Below are 23,445 nucleotides of genomic sequence, written 5' to 3' on the forward strand. Positions count from 1 at the left end.
GCTATCATGTCGAATCAATATTTAGACCCAAATCTTAAGGTGTTTAGTTTAAATTCAAATCTCCCTCTTGCAAGAGAAATTGCGAAATTCATCGGTGTTGAATTAGGAAAATGTTCGGTCACAAGATTTAGTGACGGTGAAATTCAAATTAATATCGAAGAAAGTATTCGTGGCGGCGATGTGTATGTTATCCAATCGACTAGCCAGCCAGTTAATGAAAATATCATGGAATTATTAATCATGATTGATGCGTTAAAAAGAGCATCAGCCAAGACCATTAATATTGTTATGCCTTATTATGGCTATGCACGTCAGGATCGTAAGGCACGTGCCCGTGAGCCAATTACAGCTAAATTAGTGGCAACTCTGCTTGAAACGGCAGGAGCGACCCGTGTTATCTGTCTTGATTTGCACGCACCACAAATTCAAGGATTCTTTGATATTCCTACAGATCATTTAATGGGTGTACCGATCTTAGCGGATTATTTTAAATCGAGAGAATTCCAAAGCGATATTGTCATTGTCTCTCCAGACCATGGCGGCGTGACAAGAGCCCGCAAAATGGCTGAGCGGTTAAAAGCACCAATTGCGATTATTGATAAACGCCGTCCAAGACCAAACGTGGCGGAAGTCATGAATATCGTCGGTAATATTGAAGGAAAAACAGCAATTTTGATTGATGATATCATTGATACAGCCGGTACAATCACACTAGCTGCTAACGCCCTAATTGAAAACGGTGCATCAGAAGTGTATGCTTGCTGTACTCATCCAGTCTTATCAGGACCTGCGATTGAACGAATTCAAAATTCAAACATCAAAGAATTAGTTATTACCAATTCGATTGCACTTCCAGAGGAGAAAAAGATTGATAAAATCGTTAACCTATCCGTTGCTCCGCTTCTTGGTGAAGCAATTATTCGGGTTCACGAAGAGCAATCCGTAAGTACATTGTTTGATTGAAAAGTTTAAGGATCTGGCCATGCAGCTGGATCCTATTTTGTGTTAAAGACATCCTCATGTTTTAGAAAACCGCTAAAAAAATGTTTAGACCCACCTTTTTTAGGGCATTTTTATATAGACAGTTTTCGATAAAATAGGAGGGTGTTAAATATGAGTACTGTTTTACAGGCAAAGGAACGGAAGGAACTCCGTCACTCAGAATTAAAGCAAATTAGAACGAATGGAAATATCCCTGCCATCATTTATGGTACCAAGGTTGATAGTAAGCCAGTGTATGTTAGTTCGGCTGACTTAACGAAAACAATCCGCCAAGTGGGCCGGAATGGAGTTATCTCTTTAGATGTGGATGGCAGCAAACAGGACGTAGTCTTAACCGATTACCAAGAGGATTCAATTAAAAGAGAAATCATCCATGTTGATTTCTTAGCGGTCGATAAATCCTCCAAGATTAATGTAGAGGTAAGACTTGTTTTAGCTGGGGATGCAGCAGGTGTAAAGGATGGCGGTGTCTTACAGCAGCCGCTTCATCAATTATCGATTACATCAACACCAGATAATATCCCGCAACAAATTGAGGTCGATGTAACGAATCTGCAGGTCGGCGAAACGCTCACCATTGCAGACATTCTCAACCAAGGATCTACTTTCCAAATCAACCATGAAAATGATGAAGTGATTGCTTCAATCCTTCCTCCAAAACAAGAAGATGAGATCAATGCAGGAGAGCAGCAAGATGGCGGCCATCCTGATAATGAAGAAGGCAGAGAGACCACTCCAGAATAAAAAGACCTGCACCTCAGGCTAGACATTGTTCTCTGTTCACTGTAAATTAAAGAGTAGCAACAAGGCGTAATCTTTACAAGGTTACGTCTTTTACCTCATTACACTCTCATGGGAGAAAAAGCATGTTTCGAAAAATATTTAAAAGGTTGGCTAAACCGGAAGAGGTGGGACCCAGAATGAAATTAATAGTTGGTTTAGGTAACCCTGGGAAACAATATGAACATACGAGGCACAATATTGGATTTGAGGTCATTGATGCACTATCAAGTACTTTTTCTATTCCTCTTAACCAGTCTAAATTTAAAGGGCTGTATGGAATGGGTTTTTATAACGGCGAAAAGGCAATTTTGTTAAAACCGCTGACCTATATGAATCTATCCGGAGAATCAATTAGGGCTGTCATGGATTATTATGAAATAGCCCAAGAAGATTTGCTCGTTATTTATGATGATCTTGACTTGCCCGTTGGAAAGATCAGACTTAGGCAAAAAGGGAGTCCAGGTGGACATAATGGAATTAAGTCAACAGTTGCTCATCTTGGGACCCAGGAGTTTAATCGAGTTAGAATTGGAATCGATCGCCCTCAAGCAGGAATGAGCGTGCCTGATTATGTTCTTGGCCGTTTTTGTCCGGATGAAAAGGCACCAATGGAAGAGGCCGTTAAAAAAAGTGCAGAAGCCTGCGCAGCGTGGCTAGAGAAGCCTTTCTTGCAGGTAATGAATGAGTATAATCAGTCATGATGATTCATGAATTACCCATTTGTTTCATACAATAAACAATAAAAAAATATGTTGGATCATGATGATAGCGGTTTCTAATTGAATAAGTTCCTCCCAGAAGGTTCATACTATTAAGGAATCCTAGATTAGGGAGGGACAGGCGTGGCCATCCATTACCATTGTCGTCATTGTGGTACCAACCTTGGTTCGATTGACAAAGCATCCATACACAGCGAAGCCCTCGGTCTTCATAAATTAAATGATCAAGAAAGACTGGAAATGGTTGCGTATGACTCATCTGGCGATATTCACATCACAGCCATTTGTGAAGACTGTCAAGAAGCTTTAGAACGGACACCAGATTACCACCAATACGATTTCCTTATTCACTAACCAGCTTTGGACTGATTATCCAAAGCGTTTTTCTATTTATAATTTACTAATATAAGAATAATAATATGATTTTTGATGGAAGAAGGAGGGAGGAGAAACCTTGAATGCTTTAACATCGTTATTCCTCAAGCAGGAAGATGTCCATTCCGTGATTGCAGGGGTGGAGGAGGGCCTAAAGGAACAGCTGATTGCCGGGTTATCGGGTTCGTCTAGAACCGTTTTAGCCGCATCTATTTACGAACAAATGGAAAGGCCGATCATGCTCGTCACCCATAATCTATTACAAGCCCAAAAGCTTTATGATGATATTGTCAATCTATTAGGCGAGAAGGAAGTTTTCCTTTTTCCGGCCAATGAGTTAATTGCTGCCGAAATGAGCATTGCCAGCCCTGAATTAAAGGCACAAAGAATAGAGGCCTTAAACTACTGGAGCAAGCATAAAAAAGGAATATTAATTGTCCCGATTGCAGGATTAAAGAAAATTGTCCCGCCAAAGTCAATATGGGGGAAATACCAACTTTCGTTAAAATTAGGAGAAGATATTAATATCGACCAAACCTTAAATACATTTGTCAAAATGGGGTATGTTCGTGCCGAAATGGTGACAACGCCGGGAGAATTTAGTGTAAGAGGCGGAATCATTGATATTTATCCGCTAACGGAAGCCAATCCGCTTCGAATTGAGTTATTTGATACAGAAATCGACTCGATTCGTTCCTTCTCTTTAGAAGATCAACGTTCGAAGGAAAAGGTTTCAGAGATTCAGATTGGACCGGCAACAGAGGTACTATTGGAAGCAGATAATTATAGCCAAATTGTTGAGAAGCTTGAAGCAGGGTTATCGAAAAGCCTTCGAAAGCTGAAGGATGATAAGGCAAAAATGCAGCTGTCACAGAATATTAGTTTTGAATTAGAGCAATTAAAAAACGGACAGAAGCCTGACCAAGTCTTTAAATACCTGTCACTAGCCTACGATAGCGCTAGTAGTCTACTAGACTACCTGCCAAGAAATGGACTTGTATTTATTGACGAAATAAGCCGGGTTCAAGAAATGAATGATTCATTAGTAAAAGAAGAAGCAGAGTGGTATACAAGTCTACTTGGGACCGGTCAAATTGTCCATGATTTACATATTTCACATGACCTTACTGTCCTTTTGCAAAAAAAGGAATGGCCGATCGTTTATATGTCCTTATTTTTGCGGCATGTGGCAAATACTAGTCCACAAAATATTATTAATATTTCCTGCAAGCAAATGCAAAACTTCCACGGCCAAATGCATTTGTTAAAGGCAGAAGTTGACCGATGGAAAAAAAGCAATTATTCTATTTTATTTTTAGGACCTGATGAAGAACGGGTTAAAAAGCTAGAGCGTGTCCTCGAGGACTATGAAATTAATGCGAGCGTTATCAAGAGCGGACAACAGCTGCTGCCTGGTAAAGTTCAGATTATGCAAGGAAATCTGCAAACAGGTTTTGAACTATCAATCCAGAAAATAGCGGTGATTACTGAGGAAGAACTATTTAATAAACGAGTCAAAAAATCTACTAATCGCCAAAAACTATCAAATGCTGAAAGAATTAAGAGTTACTCTGAGTTAAAAATTGGTGATCATGTAGTCCACGTTAATCATGGTATCGGTAAGTATTTAGGGATTGAAACGCTTGTCATTAACGGCATTCATAAAGATTATCTCCATATCCGTTATCAAGGGACAGACAAACTGTACGTCCCTGTCGAACAGATTGACCTGGTCATGAAGTACGTTGGTTCGGAAGGTAAAGAGCCAAAGATCTATAAGCTGGGCGGAACAGATTGGAAAAAGGTCAAGAAAAAGGTTCAATCTTCTGTTCAAGATATTGCCGACGATTTAATTAAATTATATGCAGAACGGGAAGCAGCGGTTGGCTATGCTTATTCACCTGATGGGGATTTGCAAAAAGACTTTGAAACATCGTTTGCTTACCAAGAAACAGATGATCAATTGCGCTCCATTCATGAGATTAAAAAAGACATGGAAAGGCCGCGTCCGATGGATCGTCTCCTTTGCGGGGATGTTGGCTATGGAAAAACAGAGGTAGCAATTCGGGCTGCCTTCAAGGCTATCGCTGACGGCAAGCAAGTAGCTTTTCTGGTTCCTACTACCATTCTGGCCCAGCAGCATCATGAAACATTAAGAGAAAGGTTTCAGGATTATCCGATTAATATTGGCCTGTTAAACCGTTTCCGTTCGAAAAAACAACAAACAGAAACAATTAAAGGATTAAAGGCAGGGACCATCGATATTGTTGTAGGAACACACCGCTTGCTGTCAAAAGATATTGTTTACCGTGATTTAGGCCTGTTGATTATTGATGAAGAACAGCGTTTTGGAGTTACCCATAAGGAAAAGATTAAGAAACTAAAAACAAATGTCGATGTCTTAACTTTGACGGCAACGCCAATCCCTCGAACCCTGCATATGTCTATGCTTGGTGTCAGAGATCTATCAGTCATTGAAACGCCGCCTGAAAACCGATTCCCTGTCCAAACGTATGTAATGGAATATAATGGATCCTTGGTGCGGGAAGCGATTGAAAGGGAACTAGCCCGAGACGGACAAGTATATTATTTATATAACAGGGTGGAAGATATTGAACGAAAAGCGGAAGAAATATCGATGCTTGTGCCTGATGCACGGGTAGTTTGTGCTCATGGTCAGATGACAGAAAATGAATTGGAAACCGTGATGATCGGCTTTTTAGCCGGTGAATTTGACGTTCTTGTTAGTACCACCATTATTGAAACCGGTGTGGACATACCGAATGTAAATACTTTGATCGTTTATGATGCGGATCGAATGGGGCTTTCTCAGCTTTATCAACTCCGCGGACGCGTCGGCCGTTCAAATCGTGTCGCCTATGCCTATTTCACTTATCGAAAAGATAAAGTCTTAACGGAAGTCGCAGAAAAGCGTCTTCAAGCTATTAAAGAATTTACCGAATTAGGTTCTGGTTTTAAAATTGCTATGCGTGATTTATCGATCAGGGGAGCGGGTAATTTACTAGGTGCCCAACAGCATGGCTTCATTGACTCTGTTGGTTTTGACCTTTATTCACAGATGTTAAAAGAGGCGATTGAAGAGCGAAAAGCAACCATTGGCGTGGCTGGAACAGCCGCAAAAAAATCAGTCGAAATTGATCTTGAAATTGATGCCTATATTCCTGATACATATATTAAGGATGGGCATCAAAAGATAGAGATGTATAAACGGTTCAGGGGTGCTGAGTCCCTCGATGATATTGAGGAACTTGAATCGGAAATGCTCGACCGTTTTGGTGAGTATCCAGAAGAGGTTGCCTCCTTATTTCAGATAGCTGAAATGAAAGTTTATGCTCTGCTTAATGGTGTGGAACAGATAAAACAGACGAAACAAGAAGTAACCATTTTAATAAATGAAGAGGTGACCAACACCATTGATGGAAGTAAGATTTTCCAAATTGGCAGTCAGTTTGGCCGAAATGTTACTCCTGGGATGGAAGGTCCTCGACTAAAAATTGTCATTAAGATCAAGGATTATCCTGTGTCACAATGGTTGAACATTGCTTTTGAGATGGTTAAAGGTGTGTCCAAAGCCAAAAGGGGCCATGAAAACCCCGTAAATTAAGGGAAATTGACCAACACAATGGTAAATTACTCAAGTTAACCGTTTAACCGAATCATTCCAGAGATATGAAGCTTTATCCAATTTGGGATAATTCTAAGATATTTGAAAAAATATTACGTTTATGTATATAACTTTCCAGATGAAAGATACTAAGTTCAAAGTTGGTGATGAATATAATTTCAGGAAAGTGAATCATTACCAAGTTGAATAATCATCAGATGAAAGTGAGGCAACATTGGATGAAAGCAACTGGAATAGTTCGTCGAATCGATGATTTGGGTCGTGTTGTCATTCCCAAAGAAATACGCAGAACTTTGCGTATCCGTGAAGGGGATCCGTTAGAGATATTTGTTGATCGAGACGGAGAAGTCATCTTGAAAAAATATTCACCTATTAGTGAGTTGGGTGATTTTGCGAAAGAATATGCTGAAGCACTTTTTGATAGCCTTGGAAACCCTGTGTTAATTTGTGATAGAGATTCTGTCATCGCAATGGCTGGTGGTTCTAAGAAGGAATACTTAAATAAAAATATTAGTGATGTTATTGAAAAAACGATGGAAGAACGAAATTCAATCCTAAACACGCAAAAGGGCGACATTTCCTTAGTGGATGGAAATGAAGAAGCGGTAACTTCCTATACCGTTGGACCAATTATTGCAAATGGTGACCCAATCGGAGCAGTTATTATTTTTTCTAAAGAAGGAACTCTTGGGGAAGTGGAACAAAAGGCGGTTGAAACCGCAGCAGGTTTCCTCGCCAGGCAAATGGAATCATAAAAAAAGGCAGCGAGAGCTGTCTTTTTTATTTGGCTCTGTTAAACTGGCCTGTTGATTTCCGCTCCAGGCACTTCGCTTTCCGCGGGCGTTGCGGGGAGCCTCCTCGGCGCTTTCAGCGCCTGTGGGGTCTCCCCTGCCCCGTACTCCCGCAGGAGTCTTCGTGCCTTCCGCTCCAATCAACAGGGTGCCAAAACCATCAATGAACTTCCACTGCCTTTTATTAGTTAAAATAGGTCCTCTCCATGATATAATAACCTTCGAGTTTGTATTTTTTGGTAGTAGGTGAATGAATGAGGTCTGTGAATCAGTCTAAGGCTCTGTTTAGGGGGGCTTTTATTTTAATGCTTGCGGCACTAATCACTAAAATATTAAGTGCCTTTTACCGGATTCCTTTTCAAAACATTGTTGGCGATATCGGTTTTTACATATACCAACAAGTGTACCCGTTTTATGGAATGGCCATTGTCCTGTCGACGACGGGGTTTCCGGTTGTTATTTCTAAGCTTTATGCGGAGCAGAAACTAAAAGGTGACGATATAAAATCACGTCTCCTGCTGTTTTTCTCCTTTATTTATTTGCAATTATTTGGTTTTCTTTGTTTCTTGATTCTTTATTTTGGGGCGGGCAGCATCGCTGTTTGGATGAATGACCCGCATCTAGCTATTCTTTTACGAGTTGTCTCGGTTGTGTTTTTAATGTTTCCGCTAATGTCAATCTTACGTGGGTATTACCAAGGAGTTGGCGACATGGTTCCTACTGCCTTATCCCAGGTGGGGGAACAATCAACAAGGGTGGTAACCATACTCTTTCTGGCATATCTTTTTATGGAAAGAGGCTATTCTCTGTATCTTGTCGGCGGAGGGGCAATGTTTGGATCGATTACAGGTAGTATGGTCTCAGGAATCATCTTGTTTATGTTTTTGTGGATTCGTAAAGAATGGAAGGTAATAGCACCCAGCCCAGGTATGTTTCAAAACTATGCTGGTGAGGCCAAAAAGATCCTAAAGGCACTGATCTTTCAGGGATTAACGATTTGTATCAGCGGAATGCTGATGATTTTTATCCAGCTAGGGGATTCATTAAATCTCTTCTCCCTGCTTGTCTCAAGCGGAATTGAAGAGGACGTGGCTAAAGGCCTTAAGGGGATATTTGATCGGGGGCAGCCGCTTATTCAGTTAGGAACCATTGCTGCGACCTCGATGTCTTTAACACTCGTTCCCTTAATTACAAGAGAGCGTTTAACTGCCAAACCGGAATTTTTGCAACACAAAATTCAAGTTGCCCTTAAGTTAAGTGTGATCATTGGTGTTGGGGCTTCGGCCGGACTATGGGCTATTATTGAACCAACAAATACGATGCTTTTTGAAAATAACGCAGGATCTGAGGTCATCGGTGTGCTTGGTTTTATGATTCTATTTACATCAATTACATCAACGATCATTGCCATTATGCAAGGGCTGGGTGTCATGCTTTTTCCTGCACTCGTTTCTGCCCTTGCCTTTCCGTTAAAATATATGCTAAATGGTGTGTTCGTTCCCTTATATGGAACTATGGGTGCGGCCATTTCATCACTGGTTTCACTATGTCTCGTTACAGTTCTGTTATTCGTTCAATTTAAAAAGATCACCAGGATCTCGCTATTTTCTCTACGCTTTGCATGGACGGTGATTATGGCGACAGCAGCTATGGTAGTCTTTTTAAAAATTTATTTATATTTATTGGGTACAGGTGATGTTGGACGAATCGAGGCCGTCTTTCAATCGCTAAGTTCTGCTATATTAGGTGGATTCCTCTTTTTATTCGTGATGATTCGAGGCAGGGTATTTCATGAGGAAGAACTATCATTATTTCCATTTGGAAGTAAATTAATAAAATTAATGGCCCGAAAGGATAGGAATAAATGGTGAAAAAGATTGAAATTCTTGGTTTAGGTGCAGGAGATTTAGCACAGCTTCCCGTTGGTGTATATAAGAAATTACTGAACGCAGGGGAGGTATTTTTACGGACGAAGGAGCATCCTGTTGTCTCTGAGTTAGAAAAAGAAGGATTTACTTATCTTTCGTTTGATTCGATTTATGAAAAACATGATCAATTTGAGGAAGTATATGAAGAAATTGTTCAGACACTATTGGATAAGGCTGGCCGCGAGACGGTGGTTTATGCGGTTCCAGGTCATCCGCTTGTGGCGGAGCGGACCGTACAGCTCCTTATAGAGTATGGACCAATGCGAGGGATTGAAATTACGATTGGCGGCGGTCAAAGTTTTATTGACGCCTTATTCACTTCGTTAAAAATTGACCCCATTGAAGGATTTCAATTGCTTGACGGGACATTACTTTCCAAAGAGCAGCTGCAGATTGAACAACATATGATCATTGGTCAAGTATACGATCAATTTGTTGCTTCTAACGTAAAATTAACGTTAATGGAAAAATTACCTGATGATTATTTAGTGTATATTGTAACGGCAGCAGGAAGCAGTCAGGAAATCATTGAGCAAGTACCTTTATATGAGTTGGACCGAAATGTTTCGATCAACAATTTAACGTCCGTATATATCCCGCCAGTCAAAGTGGAACAAATCCTGTTGAAGAATTTTTCAAAACTACGTGAAATTATTGCTGAACTTAGAAGTCCAACAGGCTGTCCATGGGACAGGGAGCAAACACATGAATCCTTAAAGAAATACTTAATTGAAGAAACCTACGAGGTTATTGATGCGATAAATAGTGGAGATATTGATCATTTAATCGAAGAACTTGGTGATGTGCTGTTGCAGGTCATGCTCCATGCGCAAATTGGCGAGGATGATGGTTATTTTTCGATAGATGACATTATTGAGGGATTATCAGCGAAAATGATTCGACGCCATCCCCATGTGTTCGGTAATGTTGAGGCAGACAATGCAGAAGAGGTCCTTCGAAATTGGCAGGAGATTAAGAAACAGGAAAAGGGTGGAGAAGAACCTGCCTCTTTACTTGAGGGTGTGTCGATGGCATTACCTAATCTGATAAGAGCCTATGAAATACAAAAGAAAGCAGCCAAGGTTGGCTTTGATTGGCAGGAAATTACCCCTGCTTTGGAGAAAGTGAAGGAAGAGCTCGAAGAATTTGTGCAGGAACTAGATGGAACAGAAGAAGGGATGGAACGAGCGAAAGGGGAATTTGGTGATTTATTATTTGCATTTGTGAATGTGGCCAGATTCTTAAAGATTCATCCAGAAGAAGCTTTGTTTAAAACCAATGAAAAGTTTACCCGCCGGTTTCAGTTTGTCGAGGAAAGGGTAAAGGAAAGCGGAAGGACATTTGAGGAACATACACTTGAACAACTTGATCAATATTGGGATGAAGCAAAAGTTAAGGGATTATAAAAGAGGGGGAAAACTACATGCGTCTTGATAAATTTTTAAAAGTATCTCGTTTAATTAAAAGGAGGACTCTGGCAAAGGAAGTATCGGATCAAGGGAGAATTGAAATTAATGGGAAAGAGGCAAAGGCCAGTTCAACAGTAAAAGTCGGCGATGAATTAACCATTCGTTTGGGGCAAAGAAAGGTAACGGCAAGGATTGACCGGATTCAAGATACTACACGCAAGGAAGAAGCCGCAGAAATGTATACCATCATAAATGAAGAAAGAATTGGCTCCACTGAATCGCCCTTTTAAGTAACCGGGTTCTAATTCTTTCATCCCTCACATAAATATGTATCAAAAAGGTTGTACAAATGATTGTGAGGGATGTTAATGAGCCAATTTTATGAGAATAATCCATCAAAGAGCAGCGTTCCAGAACATGATGTCATCATGAGGGGCCGAAAACTGCTTGATATTACAGGGGTTAAACAAGTTGAAAGTTTTGATAATGAAGAGTTTTTACTCGAGACATCTATGGGGTTTTTAGCCATCAAAGGTCAAAACCTGCAAATGAAAAATTTAGATGTAGAAAAGGGGCTGGTTTCGATCAAGGGAAAGATCTTTGATTTGGTTTACCTTGATGAACAGCACGGGGAGAAAGCTAAAGGATTCTTTAGTAAGTTATTCCGATGACCCTCTCGACTCAATTTTTCACCCTGCTTTCGATGATTGGAATGGGCACGTTGTTTGGTGCCATGCTCGATACCTATCAGCGGTTTTTAAAGCGGCCGAAAAGGAAGCAATGGATTGTCTTTTTTAATGATTTACTCTTTTGGATTATTCAAGCAGTGATTATTTTTTATACCCTATTTTTAGTCAATAATGGCGAGCTTAGGTTTTATATCTTCCTCGCTCTTATTTGTGGATTTGCTGCTTATCAGAGCCTATTTAAGGGCATCTACCTTCGCTTGCTCGAATTTGTGATAAGATCTGTTATTGCGATCAGCCGCTTCCTAAAAAAGACCTTCCAGCTCTTGATCTATAAGCCAATTGTTGGTCTTGTTCAGTTAGTTATCATCATTATCATTGCGATTGGCAGGGGCCTTTTCACCCTTGTTAAATTTATTGGTAAGGTTTTATTATTAATAGTCAAAATTATTTTCGTTCCGTTGCAAAAAATCCTGTTGCTTTTTTGGAAACTTTTGCCGAAAAGTATTAAAAAATCCGTCGAGAAGTTATATAATAAAACGGCAGGAAATTTTCAGAGAATCAGGAATTATATTACTAAGTTAATAGATAAATGGAAAAAACGAAAAGAGTAAGGCGGTGAGGGAAATGGGAGCAGAACAAAAGAGTAGTGTATCAAAGATTCAGACAACCTTTGTAAAGCAGCAAGAATATGCAGAAATTGCTTCAGCTAGGAAAAAGAAGTTATTAGCAAGAAGGCTGACAATATTTCTGGTTTTTGCGAGCATTCTCTCTTACTTGATGATTTCCAGTAACATTTCCCAAACGGCAAAGCTCAATGCTAAGATTGCACAGAAGAAGCAGCTGGATCATGAGTTGAAGCAATTAAAAGGGCAGCAAGAAATTCTAAATGAAAATATTATTAAATTAAATGATGATGATTATATTGCAAAGTTGGCAAGAAAAGAGTACTTTTTCTCCAGTAAAGGTGAAATCATTTTTAATATTCCAGATGAAAAGAAGGGTAAATGAACCAATTTATAGTCATATTGACACTGATTTTTTTCTTTTTGTATAATATAGAGTAAGATTGATTTTTTATACTTTTAAGGAGGAACATTCTTTTTATGTCAATTGAAGTAGGCAGCAAGTTACAAGGAAAGGTAACCGGGATTACTAATTTTGGAGCGTTTGTGGAGCTGCCTGAGGGCTCAACAGGACTCGTACACATCAGTGAGGTCGCAGACAATTATGTGAAGGATATTAATGACCATCTGAAGGTTGGCGACCAAGTAGAGGTAAAAGTCATTAATGTTGAGAAGGATGGGAAGATTGGACTGTCGATTAAAAAGGCCAAGGATCGCCCTGAGTCGCAGCAAAGATCCTACTCTAACTCAAACTCACAACGCCCTCGTCAGGGTAGAAACAACGATCGTAATAATTTTAAGCCGGAAAATTTTGAAACCAAAATGGCAAAATTCTTAAAAGATAGTGAGGATCGTTTATCTTCCTTAAAAAGGAACACAGAGTCCAAACGTGGAGGAAGAGGAGCTAAGCGGGGGTAACTTGCTGCTAAACTTTTAATCAGATAAAAAGTGGAGTCACTTCATATCTATATTTAAAGACAGGTCGAAATGACCTGTCTTTTTTGTATTTTTTAATTTTGTTTCGACACTAATTAATATTATTTGAATGATAATAGTGAAAACCGTCGAACGATTTTTTTGGCTTGTTCACTAATTTGACAAACTTCTAAGTCTATTAATTTTATAATTATCTGAACAATGAAAAAATAGGGAGTGTGATTTATGGAAAAGACAAATGCAAGTTTCATAGAACCCGTCAGTGAAGTTAATCTTCAGCCATCCAAATGGGCTTTGCAAAGTGGATTGAAAAAAATTCAACTAATGCTTGAGTCCTTTTTCATAAAAAAGGGGTTCTTACTATTATTTGTTGGTTTTTTGCTCGGACGGGCCTTGATTTTGGCGAAGCTGACCCCTTTTTGCCTTCCCTTCTTCGCTTCTGTTTATTTAATTAAACGAGATCGGGCACCGCTTGCCTTGATCGGACTAGTTATCGGAGCAGTGACCATTTCATTATCAAATGCTGCCAGTACCTTTATTATTACCCTTGGTTTTATCGTTGTTTTTCGTATTAGCAAGAAATGGCTAAGAAATGAGCTGAAGGCAGCGCCATTTTTTGTCGCGATTGTACTTGGATTGGGGAAACTAGCTGAAGCGTTTATCCTTTCGACACAATTGACACTATATGATTTCATGATGGTCGGGGTACAGACAAGTCTTGCTTTTATATTGACACTTATCTTTTTACAAAGTATTCCATTGTTAACCTTTAACAAACGGAGACAATTGTTAAAGACGGAAGAAATCGTCTGTTTGATTATCATGCTAGCTTCCATCATGACAGGGACAATTGGCTGGAAGGTATATGACTTATCGGTGGAACATATCCTGTCGAGATACTTAGTGCTGGTGTTTTCATTTATTGCAGGAGCAACGGTAGGTTCCACTGTTGGGGTGGTCACGGGGTTAATTTTTAGCCTTGCTAGTGTTTCAAGTTTTTATCATATGAGTCTACTAGCTTTTTCAGGTGTTCTGGGCGGCCTAATGAAGGAAGGTAAGAAAATAGGTGTATCGATTGGTTTATTTATTGCCACGCTCCTCATTGCCATGTATGGGGAAGGCGGCGATGGCTCGATTCTGATGACCGTTTTAGAAACCACAGCGGCTGTTTTCTTATTCCTGCTAACACCTCAGGTTTTAACTTCAAGATTAGCAAAATATATTCCTGGTACGCCAGAATACACAGCTGAACAACAAAAATATATGCGGAAGATGCGCGACGTCACTGCGCAGCGGGTATCACAATTCTCGAATGTCTTCCATGCCCTGTCCAAAAGCTTTTCACAAATGGAAGTTCAGCCAAGGGAAGATGAACATGCGCGGGAAATGGACTACTTTATGAGCAACGTGACTGAAAAAACCTGCCAAACATGCTTTAAGAAGGATCAATGTTGGGCGAGCAATTTTAATACAACCTATGCTTATATGGAAGAGATTATTCATGAAATGGACCAGAACGATGGGAATATTTCTTCTAAACTAGCAAGGGAGTGGGAAAAAATTTGTACACGTTCCAAAAGAGTCTATGAATCAATTGGCCAGGAATTAACCTTTTTCCAAGCTAACCAAAAGCTGAAACGACAGGTTCAGGAGAGTCGTAAGCTTGTTGCTGATCAATTGTTAGGTGTGTCAGAAGTAATGGAGAATTTCGCAAAGGAGATACAGCGGGAAAGAGAAAATCACCACAAACAGGAAGAACAAATTATGGAGGCGATGCAGTCGTTCGGTATTCATATTGAGCAGGTGGAAATTTATAGTCTTGAACAAGGAAATGTTGATATTGAAATGTCCTTGCCATTTTGCAATGGCCATGGTGAATGTGAAAAGTTAATTGCACCTATGCTATCAGATATTCTTGGTGAGACGATCGTTGTCAGACTGGAAGAATGTGCAACCGTTCCAACTGACTTTTGTCATGTGACATTCAGGTCATCAAAAGCGTATACGGTGGAAACAGGTGTAGCCCATGCCGCAAAGGATGGCGGTCTAGTTTCCGGTGATAGCTATTCGACGATTGAACTCGGATTTGGTAAATATGCAATTGCTATCAGCGATGGGATGGGAAATGGAGAAAGGGCACATTACGAGAGTAAAGAAACATTGCTTCTTTTACAAAAGATCCTCCAATCAGGCATTGAGGAAAAGGTGGCAATTAAATCTGTTAATTCAATTCTTTCGCTCCGGACAACGGATGAAATTTTTTCTACATTAGATTTAGCCATGATTGATCTGCAAAATGCATCAGCGAAGTTCCTTAAGATTGGTTCCACACCAAGCTTTATAAAGAGAGGAAATAAGATTATTAAAATTCAAGCCAGCAATTTGCCAATCGGGATGATTCAAGAATTTGAAGTGGATGTGGTAAGTGAACAATTGAAGGCTGGAGATTTACTCATCATGATGAGTGATGGGGTGTTTGAAGGACCTTTACATGTAGAAAACTATGATTTATGGATGAAGCGGAAACTACAAGGATTAGAGACAGACGATCCACAAGAAGTAGCAGATTTACTTCTTGAGGAAGTCATTCGATCGCGATCAGAAATTATCCATGATGATATGACGGTGACCGTTGCAAAAATAAAACATAATACACCAAAATGGGCGTCAATTCCTGTGCAAAAATTAAAGCGCCAAGCCTAAACAAGTTATTTTACGCAGTCTTCTATTAAAATATGTATAAATCACCTTCTTCCCGTCGAAAATGGTACCAATACATGTAGTGGAGGGAGAAGGTTATGTATACAGGGAAGATTCGCCAAATTTTACTTATTACTGATGGATGTTCCAATCAAGGAGACGATCCAATTGCCATGGCTGCACTCGCTAGAGAACAGGGAATCACTGTTAATGTTATTGGGGTGATGGAACAAGATACCATTGATGAAAAAGGGATGACCGAAATTGAAGGGATCGCCATGTCAGGCGGGGGAGTCAGTCAGATTGTCTATGCCCAGCAATTATCGCAAACCGTCCAGATGGTTACCCGCAAAGCCATGAATCAGACGATTCAAGGAGTTGTAAACAGAGAATTGCAGCAAATTTTGGGACGGTCACAAACCATGGAAGACCTCCCGCCTGAAAAGCGCGGCGAAGTAATGGAGGTTGTGGATGAATTAGGAGAAACTGTCGAATTAGAGGTGTTGATCCTTGTCGATACAAGTGCCAGTATGAAACACAAGCTGCCGACAGTAAAAGAAGCACTCCTTGACCTCTCTCTAAGCTTGAATGCTCGTACAGGTGATAATCAATTTTCAGTTTACGTATTTCCCGGGAAAAAGAAAGATGTCGAAAAATTGCTGGATTGGACACCAAAGCTGCAAACATTGACAAGTGTATTTTCCCAATTGTCTACAGGGGGAATAACACCGACAGGGCCAGCGTTACGGACAGCGCTATCCTCGTTTGATCAAAAACAATCCTTAAGGAGCCTTCTTTCACGTGATGATGAATCATACTTTGAAGAGTCAATGTAAGGTCAGTCCAGGAACGATCATTTCAGGGAAATGGCATTTGAAAAAGTACACAATTGTAAGGGAACTTGGATTTGGAGCAAATGGGGTTGTCTACCTTGCCAAGCATCATAACACTCAAGTAGCATTGAAAATGAGTGATAATGGTATGTCGATTACTTCAGAAGTAAATGTTTTAAAATCCTTAGCAAAGGTCCAGGGAACCCCAACCCTTGGGCCTTCTTTGCTTGATGTTGATGATTGGCAAAGTAATCAAGGGCGTATTTCTTTTTATGTCATGGAATACATCGATGGTCCTGACTTCTTATCGTTTTTACAACAAAAGGGAAGATCATGGACGAGTGTTTTATTTTTGCAGCTGTTAAATGATTTAGACAAGCTTCATGAAAACGGCTGGGTATTTGGCGACCTAAAGCCGGAAAATCTAATTGTCAACGGACCGCCTCCTAAAATAAGGTGCATTGATGTAGGCGGAACCACCATTCAGGGAAGAGCTATTAAGGAGTTTACGGAGTTTTATGACCGTGGCTATTGGGGGCTTGGTTCAAGGAAGGCCGAACCTTCTTATGACCTGTTTGCAGTGGCCATGATTATGATCAACACTGCTTATCCGAAACGATTAACGAAAACGACGGGGGGAATCGCGCAATTAAGGGATGCTATCCGTCAGAAACCAGAGTTAGTAATTTGGGAAACGGTAATCCTAAAAGCACTTCAAGGCCAATATAGCAGCGCGAAACAAATGAGATCAGACTTATTAGACCTGATGATTGATAAGAAAAATCCGGATCCTGCACCCGTAAAGACTGCTGGAACGAGTAAACCAGCACAAAAACAACAGCCTAATCCAGGGTCTGTGGGAAGCAAGTCAATGACAAGGCAGCACTACCGTAAAAAGAAGAAAAAAAGCAGTTGGATGGAATTCTGGTTAATCGCTATTGTGTTAGGCCTTTTATACGCATGGTATACATTTAATAAATTACTATAAATGTTTGAAACTATTTGTTAAGTCATTCGTATAACATTTAATACGTGAAGATTTCAATAAATGGATAGGAAAAATTTCTAGTCTATTTGTAATACCAATGCTTTGATACTTTATTCTTAAAAGTGGTAGACTAAGGTTATTCTTACTAGTTAAAAGTTCTAAACTTTGTTTTAAGGAAGAGTGCAATATTATGTTGGAAACAAAGGTCAAGACTTTTCTAAACCACCAGGCATTTAGGTTAAACTCGAAAAAAATTGTCATTGGTGTTTCGGGAGGTCCGGATTCGTTAGCGCTGCTGCACTATCTGCTTGCGGAAAAGGAGAAGCAGGATATGCTTCTTGTTGTTGCCCATGTAGACCATATGTTTCGTGGTCAGGAGTCTTATGAGGATGCGATTTTTGTTCAGAAATTTTGTGAACAGAATAACGTGCCGTTTGAAATGACTCAGGTCAATGTTCCGGAAATTATAGAATTAACAGGTAAAAGTTCACAAATTGCAGCACGCGATGTGAGGTATGAGTTTTTTTTAAAGATTATGGAAAAGTATCAATACCCATTTTTAGCGCTGGCACATCACGGCGATGATCAAATGGAAACAATGTTAATGAGAGTAACAAGGGGAAGTACGGGGCTTGCTCGCGCAGGCATTCCATTTATCCGCCCATTTTACAGCGGAACAATTTTTCGTCCGTTCTTAGGGTTGGAAAGGGCTGACATAGTAGATTATTGTCAAAGGCATCACCTTAGCCCAAGAATAGATCCAAGTAATGAAAAAGGAATTTATAGCAGAAATCGATTTCGTAAAGAAGTGATTCCCTTTTTAAAAAAAGAAAACCCGCATGTTCATGAACATTTTCAACGGTTTAATGAGGAATTAACCAACGATGAAATCTTTCTTCAGGAATTAACTGTCCAGCAGCTGAATACAGTAATGACAAAAAAGGAAGAGTGCAAAATTACCATTGACATTCATCGGTTTCTTCAAATGCCTTTACCTTTACAAAGGAGAGGGATTCAACTAATATTAAACTATCTTTACAAAGAAAAACCAACTTCTTTATCTGCTGTACATATCGATCAAGTATTTATGTTAATCCAGCATCCACGGCCATCAGGTCAGCTTGATTTTCCTAATGGTTTAAAAGTTATCCGTTCTTACTACTCCCTTACATTCCAATTTCAATCGAATGAGGCACCGTCATATCATTTTGAATTGAAAGAGCCGGCTGTGATTAACTTGCCGAATGGCGGGGAAATTAATTGCAGATATGTAACGGAGGAAATTCCGGATGCAGATGTAAACACTGCTTTGTTTAGTGTAGGCAGGATAAAGTGGCCAATTATTATTCGTTCTAGAAAAATTGGCGATCGAATGACGATCAAGGGAATGAATGGTTCAAAAAAATTAAAGTCTATATTTATTGATCAAAAAGTACCAATGCACGAACGAAATATGTGGCCAGTATTAACTGACAAAGAAGGTAATATTATTTGGCTGCCAGGATTAAAAAAGTCTTCATTTGAAGGTATAGATTGCCATACTAAACAATATATACTATTCACATATCAAAAGTAGGGATCTTCTAGGAGGCACATTTAGATGAAACAGGATATTGAAAAAGTACTAGTAACTGAAGAAGAGATTCAAGATAAAATCAGGAATCTGGCTGCAGAATTAACGGAAGAGTACCATGATAAATTCCCGCTTGCTATTGGAGTATTAAAGGGTGCAATGCCGTTTATGGGTGATTTATTAAAACGGATGGATTGCTATTTAGAAATGGATTTTATGGATGTATCAAGTTATGGAACCGGACTTGTTTCTTCTGGAGAAGTAAAAATAATTAAGGATTTAGATACATCTGTAGAAGGAAGAGACATCCTTATTATCGAAGATATTATCGACAGCGGTTTAACGCTTAGCTATTTGGTTGACTTGTTTAAATATCGGAAAGCAAAATCCATCAAGATTGTGACACTGCTTGATAAACCAACAGGCAGAAAAAGTGCAATTCAAGCGGATTATGTTGGTTTTATTGTACCAGATGAATTTGTTGTCGGTTATGGCTTGGATTATATAGAAAAATATCGAAACCTTCCATACATCGGCGTCTTAAAACCTGAAGTATACACAAATAATCTCTAAGGGACCTTACCGTTTACTTGGAGATAGTAAGTCCTATCAAAGTGTAATTTCTTGAATTTGTAAGATTTTCTATGATACCATTTACTATAGTTTGTCTATCGCGGGAGGAGGTAAGAGATGAATCGGATTTTCCGTAATACCATCTTTTATTTATTGATATTTTTAGTCATTATTGGTGTGGTAAGTTTCTTTAATGGAAGCAATGAGCAAACAAATCATATTTCATATGATAAGTTTGTTACTCAATTAGAAAGCGGCGATGTAAAATCGTTCTCGATGCAGCCTGAACGCGGGGTTTATGAAGTCCGTGGTGAGTTGGAATCGAAGAAAAAATTCATAACGTATGTTCCGAACAGTGAAGAAATTATTAACAAAATTAATAAAGCTGATTCAAAAGTAGAAGTAATGCCTGCAAAGGAAACAAGCGGATGGGTGACTTTCTTTACATCAATTATTCCGTTTGTAATTATCTTTATCTTATTCTTCTTCTTATTAAACCAAGCACAGGGCGGCGGCAGCCGTGTCATGAACTTTGGTAAATCCAAAGCGAAGCTTTATAACGATGATAAGAAAAAGGTGCGTTTTAGAGATGTAGCTGGTGCGGATGAAGAAAAGGCAGAATTAGTGGAAGTTGTAGAATTTTTAAAAGATCCACGGAAATTTGCTGAATTGGGTGCCCGGATTCCAAAAGGAGTTCTTCTTGTAGGACCTCCTGGTACTGGTAAGACATTGCTTGCTCGTGCTACTGCAGGTGAAGCAGGCGTTCCGTTTTTCTCAATCAGCGGTTCTGATTTCGTTGAAATGTTTGTTGGGGTCGGGGCTTCCCGTGTCCGTGATTTATTCGAAAATGCAAAGAAAAATGCACCATGTATTATCTTTATTGATGAAATTGATGCCGTTGGACGTCAGCGTGGCGCAGGTTTAGGCGGCGGACACGATGAACGTGAGCAAACCTTGAACCAATTGCTTGTTGAAATGGACGGATTTGGGGCAAACGAAGGAATTATCATTATTGCTGCTACCAACCGTGCAGATATTCTAGATCCTGCGTTATTACGTCCAGGTCGTTTTGACCGGCAAATTACTGTTGACCGTCCGGATGTTGTTGGACGTGAAGCAGTCCTTAAAGTACATGCACGTAATAAACCATTAGATGAATCTGTTAATTTGAAAAATATTGCGATGCGTACACCAGGATTCTCTGGTGCAGATTTAGAGAACTTATTGAATGAGGCAGCATTAGTTGCAGCTCGAAGCAGTAAGAAGAAAATTGATATGGAAGATATCGATGAAGCAACAGACCGTGTTATTGCCGGACCAGCTAAAAAGAGCCGGGTGATTTCTGAAAAAGAACGTAATATTGTTGCCTTCCATGAGGGCGGTCATACAGTGATCGGTTTAGTGCTCGATGAGGCGGACATGGTCCACAAGGTTACCATTGTACCTCGTGGTCAAGCAGGCGGATATGCTGTCATGCTTCCTAGAGAAGATCGTTACTTTATGACGAAGCCAGAGTTGCTTGATAAGATTGTTGGGTTATTAGGCGGTCGTGTTGCCGAAGAGATTGTCTTTGGTGAAGTAAGTACAGGGGCACATAATGACTTCCAACGTGCTACGGGAATTGCTCGAAAGATGGTAACTGAATATGGTATGAGTGATAAACTTGGACCACTTCAGTTTGGTCAAGGTTCGGGCGGTCAGGTATTCTTAGGCCGTGACATTCATAATGAACAAAATTATTCTGATGCGATTGCTTACGAAATCGACTTGGAAGTTCAACGCATTATTAAAGAATGTTATGAAAGAGCTAGAGTTATACTTACTGAAAATCGTGATAAGCTTGATCTCATTGCGAAAACATTGCTTGAAGTGGAAACTCTTGTGGCTGAACAGATTAAATTCTTGGTGGATCATGGCCATATGCCAGCGCCTAATCAAACTTTAGAAGCTGTTAAAATTGGCCCGAAAAAGACAGAAGATGTGAAGGTCAATATCAATAAGAAAAAGGATGAGGTTGACCCTCAGAATCCTTCTGATGAATTAGATAATCAATAAATGTTGTAAAGAGTGCTTCGCTGAAGCACTCTTTTTTTCATGATTAAACAAATATATGGTATTATGTTTTCAGTAAAGAAGAGAATAATCTGAAAAGTGAGTGATAGATTTGATTTTCGTATTTGATGTAGGAAATACCAATATTGTTTTAGGTGTATATGATGGTGAGGAGCTTAAATATCATTGGCGTGTTGAAACAAATAGAAACCGCACGGAAGATGAGTTTGGAATGAACATTAAAGCTTTGTTTGATCATGCAGGACTCTCTTTTTCAGACATTGACGGGATCATTATTTCTTCAGTTGTTCCACCAATCATGTTTGCGCTTGAAAGAATGTGCCTAAAGTATTTTCACATTAAGCCGTTTGTGGTTGGACCAGGGATTAAAACAGGTCTGAATATTAAATATGAAAACCCTAGAGAAGTTGGCGCTGACCGAATCGTCAATGCTGTTGCTGCCATTCATGAGTATGGCAGTCCGCTAATTATCGTCGATTTTGGAACAGCGACAACCTATTGTTACGTGAATGAGGAACGTCAATACATGGGTGGTGCTATTGCTCCAGGAGTGGGTATTTCAACGGAGGCGTTGTATTCACGGGCTTCAAAACTGCCGAGGATAGAAATTGCCAGACCTGAAGGGGTAATCGGGAAAAATACAGTGGCAGCAATGCAGGCAGGAATTGTTTATGGATATGTCGGTCAAGTAGAAGGAATTGTCAAGCGGATGATGGAGCAAGGGGATAAAAAGCCAACCGTTATTGCGACAGGGGGTTTAGCAAATTTAATTGCTCAAGAATCAACCATAATTGATATTGTTGATCCATTTTTAACTTTAAAAGGTTTACAGCTTATCTATAAAAGGAACATAGGACAACCTAAGGAATAACAGCTAGAAAGGGGTTTACCAATGAAAGATTATCTTGTTAAAGCACTTGCATATGATGGAAATATTCGAGCCTTTGCCGTTCGAACAACAGAAACTGTTACTGAGGCACAAAGACGCCATCAGACATGGCGGACAGCTTCTGCTGCATTGGGCAGGACGTTGACCGCAGGAGTAATAATGGGGGCAATGCTCAAAGGTGAAGATAAATTAACGATAAAAATTAATGGCGGCGGCCCACTAGGACCGATTGTTGTCGATAGTAATGCCAAAGGGGAAGTTCGAGGCTATGTAACTAACCCAGAGGTGGATTTCGAATCGAATGAACACGGAAAGCTTGATGTCCGTCGTGCCGTTGGAACAGACGGTGTGTTAGCTGTCGTCAAAGATACAGGATTGCGTGATTTTTTTTCTGGACAAGTACCGCTAGTATCTGGTGAATTAGGTGAGGATTTTACTTATTATTTTGCTACTTCTGAGCAGGTTCCGTCTTCCGTCGGTGTAGGTGTTCTAGTGAACCCAGATGATACGATCCTAGCAGCAGGCGGATTTATTTTTCAATTAATGCCGGGCACACCAGAGCCAATCATTTCAAAAATGGAGGAACGGTTAAAAACGATTGAGCCAATCTCTAAATTAATTGAACGTGGACTAACACCAGAGCAAATTCTCGAAGAGCTTTTTGGAAAAGAGCAGGTAAAGGTGTTAGAAACGATGCCGGTGGGGTTTGTCTGTAATTGCTCTAAAGAACGGTTTGCAAATGCCATTGTCGGCTTAGGAGCGGCAGAGATTACGGCAATGATTGAAGAAGATGGTCAGGCCGAGGCACATTGTCATTTTTGCAATGAGAAATACCTTTTTACAAGTGAGGAATTAGAAGAGCTAAAAAAGGAAGCAAAATAACAGGTGCTTCGCTTTCTGATTGGGGGAGAGAGG

22 protein-coding genes are annotated in these 23,445 nt (G+C 39.8%); 21 read left to right on the forward strand and 1 reads right to left on the reverse strand.

What is annotated here, in order from left to right; translation table 11 throughout:
• Positions 1-6 precede the first annotated feature (6 nt).
• The 6 genes from FS608_RS26895 to spoVT all read left to right on the forward strand — a co-directional run bounded on the left by FS608_RS26895 (position 7) and on the right by spoVT (position 7,280).
• The gene (locus tag FS608_RS26895) at positions 7-963 is read left to right on the forward strand and encodes a ribose-phosphate diphosphokinase (protein ID WP_144555611.1); all 957 of its coding nucleotides are present in this window, start codon (positions 7-9) and stop codon (positions 961-963) included.
• A gap of 150 nt (positions 964-1,113) precedes the next feature.
• Complete coding sequence (locus FS608_RS26900) at positions 1,114-1,746, forward strand: 50S ribosomal protein L25/general stress protein Ctc (protein ID WP_144555612.1); 633 nt, start codon at positions 1,114-1,116, stop codon at positions 1,744-1,746.
• 176 nt (positions 1,747-1,922) lie between these two features.
• A complete protein-coding gene (pth, locus tag FS608_RS26905) occupies positions 1,923-2,486 on the forward strand; it encodes an aminoacyl-tRNA hydrolase (protein ID WP_144555613.1) in 564 nt (187 codons plus the stop codon).
• A gap of 141 nt (positions 2,487-2,627) precedes the next feature.
• Positions 2,628-2,858: an anti-sigma-F factor Fin gene (fin, locus tag FS608_RS26910; protein ID WP_144555614.1), complete on the forward strand. Its 231-nt coding sequence runs from the start codon at positions 2,628-2,630 to the stop codon at positions 2,856-2,858.
• 100 nt (positions 2,859-2,958) lie between these two features.
• Positions 2,959-6,504: a transcription-repair coupling factor gene (gene mfd, locus FS608_RS26915; RefSeq protein ID WP_144555615.1), complete on the forward strand. Its 3,546-nt coding sequence runs from the start codon at positions 2,959-2,961 to the stop codon at positions 6,502-6,504.
• Positions 6,505-6,743: 239 nt separating this feature from the next.
• Complete coding sequence (spoVT, locus tag FS608_RS26920) at positions 6,744-7,280, forward strand: stage V sporulation protein T (RefSeq protein WP_144555616.1); 537 nt, start codon at positions 6,744-6,746, stop codon at positions 7,278-7,280.
• Here spoVT and FS608_RS30985 read toward each other — a convergent pair.
• Positions 7,275-7,460 (reverse strand): hypothetical protein, encoded by a 186-nt coding sequence (locus FS608_RS30985; protein WP_222127414.1) that lies wholly within the window; start codon positions 7,458-7,460, stop codon positions 7,275-7,277. The genes spoVT and FS608_RS30985 overlap by 6 nt on opposite strands.
• A gap of 110 nt (positions 7,461-7,570) precedes the next feature.
• On the opposite strand from FS608_RS30985, the gene FS608_RS26925 reads away from it, so the two are divergent.
• The 15 genes from FS608_RS26925 to hslO all read left to right on the forward strand — a co-directional run bounded on the left by FS608_RS26925 (position 7,571) and on the right by hslO (position 23,412).
• The gene (locus tag FS608_RS26925; RefSeq protein WP_144555617.1) at positions 7,571-9,187 is read left to right on the forward strand and encodes a putative polysaccharide biosynthesis protein; all 1,617 of its coding nucleotides are present in this window, start codon (positions 7,571-7,573) and stop codon (positions 9,185-9,187) included.
• Entirely contained in the window at positions 9,181-10,650 is a 1,470-nt protein-coding gene (gene yabN / locus FS608_RS26930) for a bifunctional methyltransferase/pyrophosphohydrolase YabN (RefSeq protein ID WP_144555618.1), read from the forward strand. Before FS608_RS26925 ends, yabN begins: the two co-directional genes overlap by 7 nt.
• Before the next feature lie 17 nt (positions 10,651-10,667).
• The gene (locus FS608_RS26935; protein WP_026565458.1) at positions 10,668-10,943 is read left to right on the forward strand and encodes an RNA-binding S4 domain-containing protein; all 276 of its coding nucleotides are present in this window, start codon (positions 10,668-10,670) and stop codon (positions 10,941-10,943) included.
• 78 nt (positions 10,944-11,021) lie between these two features.
• Positions 11,022-11,324 carry a sporulation protein YabP gene (gene yabP, locus FS608_RS26940; RefSeq protein ID WP_144555619.1) on the forward strand — a complete coding sequence of 101 codons (303 nt, stop codon included), beginning with the start codon at positions 11,022-11,024 and terminating at the stop codon, positions 11,322-11,324.
• Positions 11,321-11,953, forward strand: coding sequence for a spore cortex biosynthesis protein YabQ (yabQ, locus tag FS608_RS26945; RefSeq protein WP_144555620.1), 633 nt, complete (start codon positions 11,321-11,323; stop codon positions 11,951-11,953). Before yabP ends, yabQ begins: the two co-directional genes overlap by 4 nt.
• Positions 11,954-11,966: 13 nt before the next feature.
• A complete protein-coding gene (locus FS608_RS26950; protein ID WP_144555621.1) occupies positions 11,967-12,350 on the forward strand; it encodes an FtsB family cell division protein in 384 nt (127 codons plus the stop codon).
• Between the two features lie 95 nt (positions 12,351-12,445).
• Positions 12,446-12,883, forward strand: coding sequence for a S1 domain-containing RNA-binding protein (locus tag FS608_RS26955; protein WP_144555622.1), 438 nt, complete (start codon positions 12,446-12,448; stop codon positions 12,881-12,883).
• A gap of 243 nt (positions 12,884-13,126) precedes the next feature.
• Positions 13,127-15,604, forward strand: coding sequence for a stage II sporulation protein E (gene spoIIE, locus FS608_RS26960; RefSeq protein WP_144555623.1), 2,478 nt, complete (start codon positions 13,127-13,129; stop codon positions 15,602-15,604).
• A gap of 95 nt (positions 15,605-15,699) precedes the next feature.
• Positions 15,700-16,437, forward strand: a complete 738-nt coding sequence (locus FS608_RS26965) for a vWA domain-containing protein (RefSeq protein ID WP_144555624.1) — start codon at positions 15,700-15,702, stop codon at positions 16,435-16,437.
• Complete coding sequence (locus FS608_RS26970) at positions 16,406-17,422, forward strand: serine/threonine protein kinase (protein WP_144555625.1); 1,017 nt, start codon at positions 16,406-16,408, stop codon at positions 17,420-17,422. Before FS608_RS26965 ends, FS608_RS26970 begins: the two co-directional genes overlap by 32 nt.
• A 190-nt stretch (positions 17,423-17,612) precedes the next feature.
• A complete protein-coding gene (gene tilS / locus FS608_RS26975) occupies positions 17,613-18,998 on the forward strand; it encodes a tRNA lysidine(34) synthetase TilS (protein ID WP_144555626.1) in 1,386 nt (461 codons plus the stop codon).
• A gap of 24 nt (positions 18,999-19,022) precedes the next feature.
• Entirely contained in the window at positions 19,023-19,568 is a 546-nt protein-coding gene (hpt, locus tag FS608_RS26980) for a hypoxanthine phosphoribosyltransferase (protein WP_144555627.1), read from the forward strand.
• A 117-nt stretch (positions 19,569-19,685) separates the two neighbouring features.
• Complete coding sequence (gene ftsH, locus FS608_RS26985) at positions 19,686-21,623, forward strand: ATP-dependent zinc metalloprotease FtsH (RefSeq protein WP_144555628.1); 1,938 nt, start codon at positions 19,686-19,688, stop codon at positions 21,621-21,623.
• Between the two features lie 109 nt (positions 21,624-21,732).
• Positions 21,733-22,512 (forward strand): type III pantothenate kinase, encoded by a 780-nt coding sequence (locus tag FS608_RS26990; RefSeq protein WP_144555629.1) that lies wholly within the window; start codon positions 21,733-21,735, stop codon positions 22,510-22,512.
• A 21-nt stretch (positions 22,513-22,533) separates the two neighbouring features.
• On the forward strand, positions 22,534-23,412 hold the full coding sequence (gene hslO, locus FS608_RS26995) for an Hsp33 family molecular chaperone HslO (protein WP_144555630.1): 879 nt from the start codon (positions 22,534-22,536) through the stop codon (positions 23,410-23,412).
• Positions 23,413-23,445 lie beyond the last annotated feature (33 nt).

This window comes from Bacillus sp. X1(2014) (assembly GCF_007678255.1).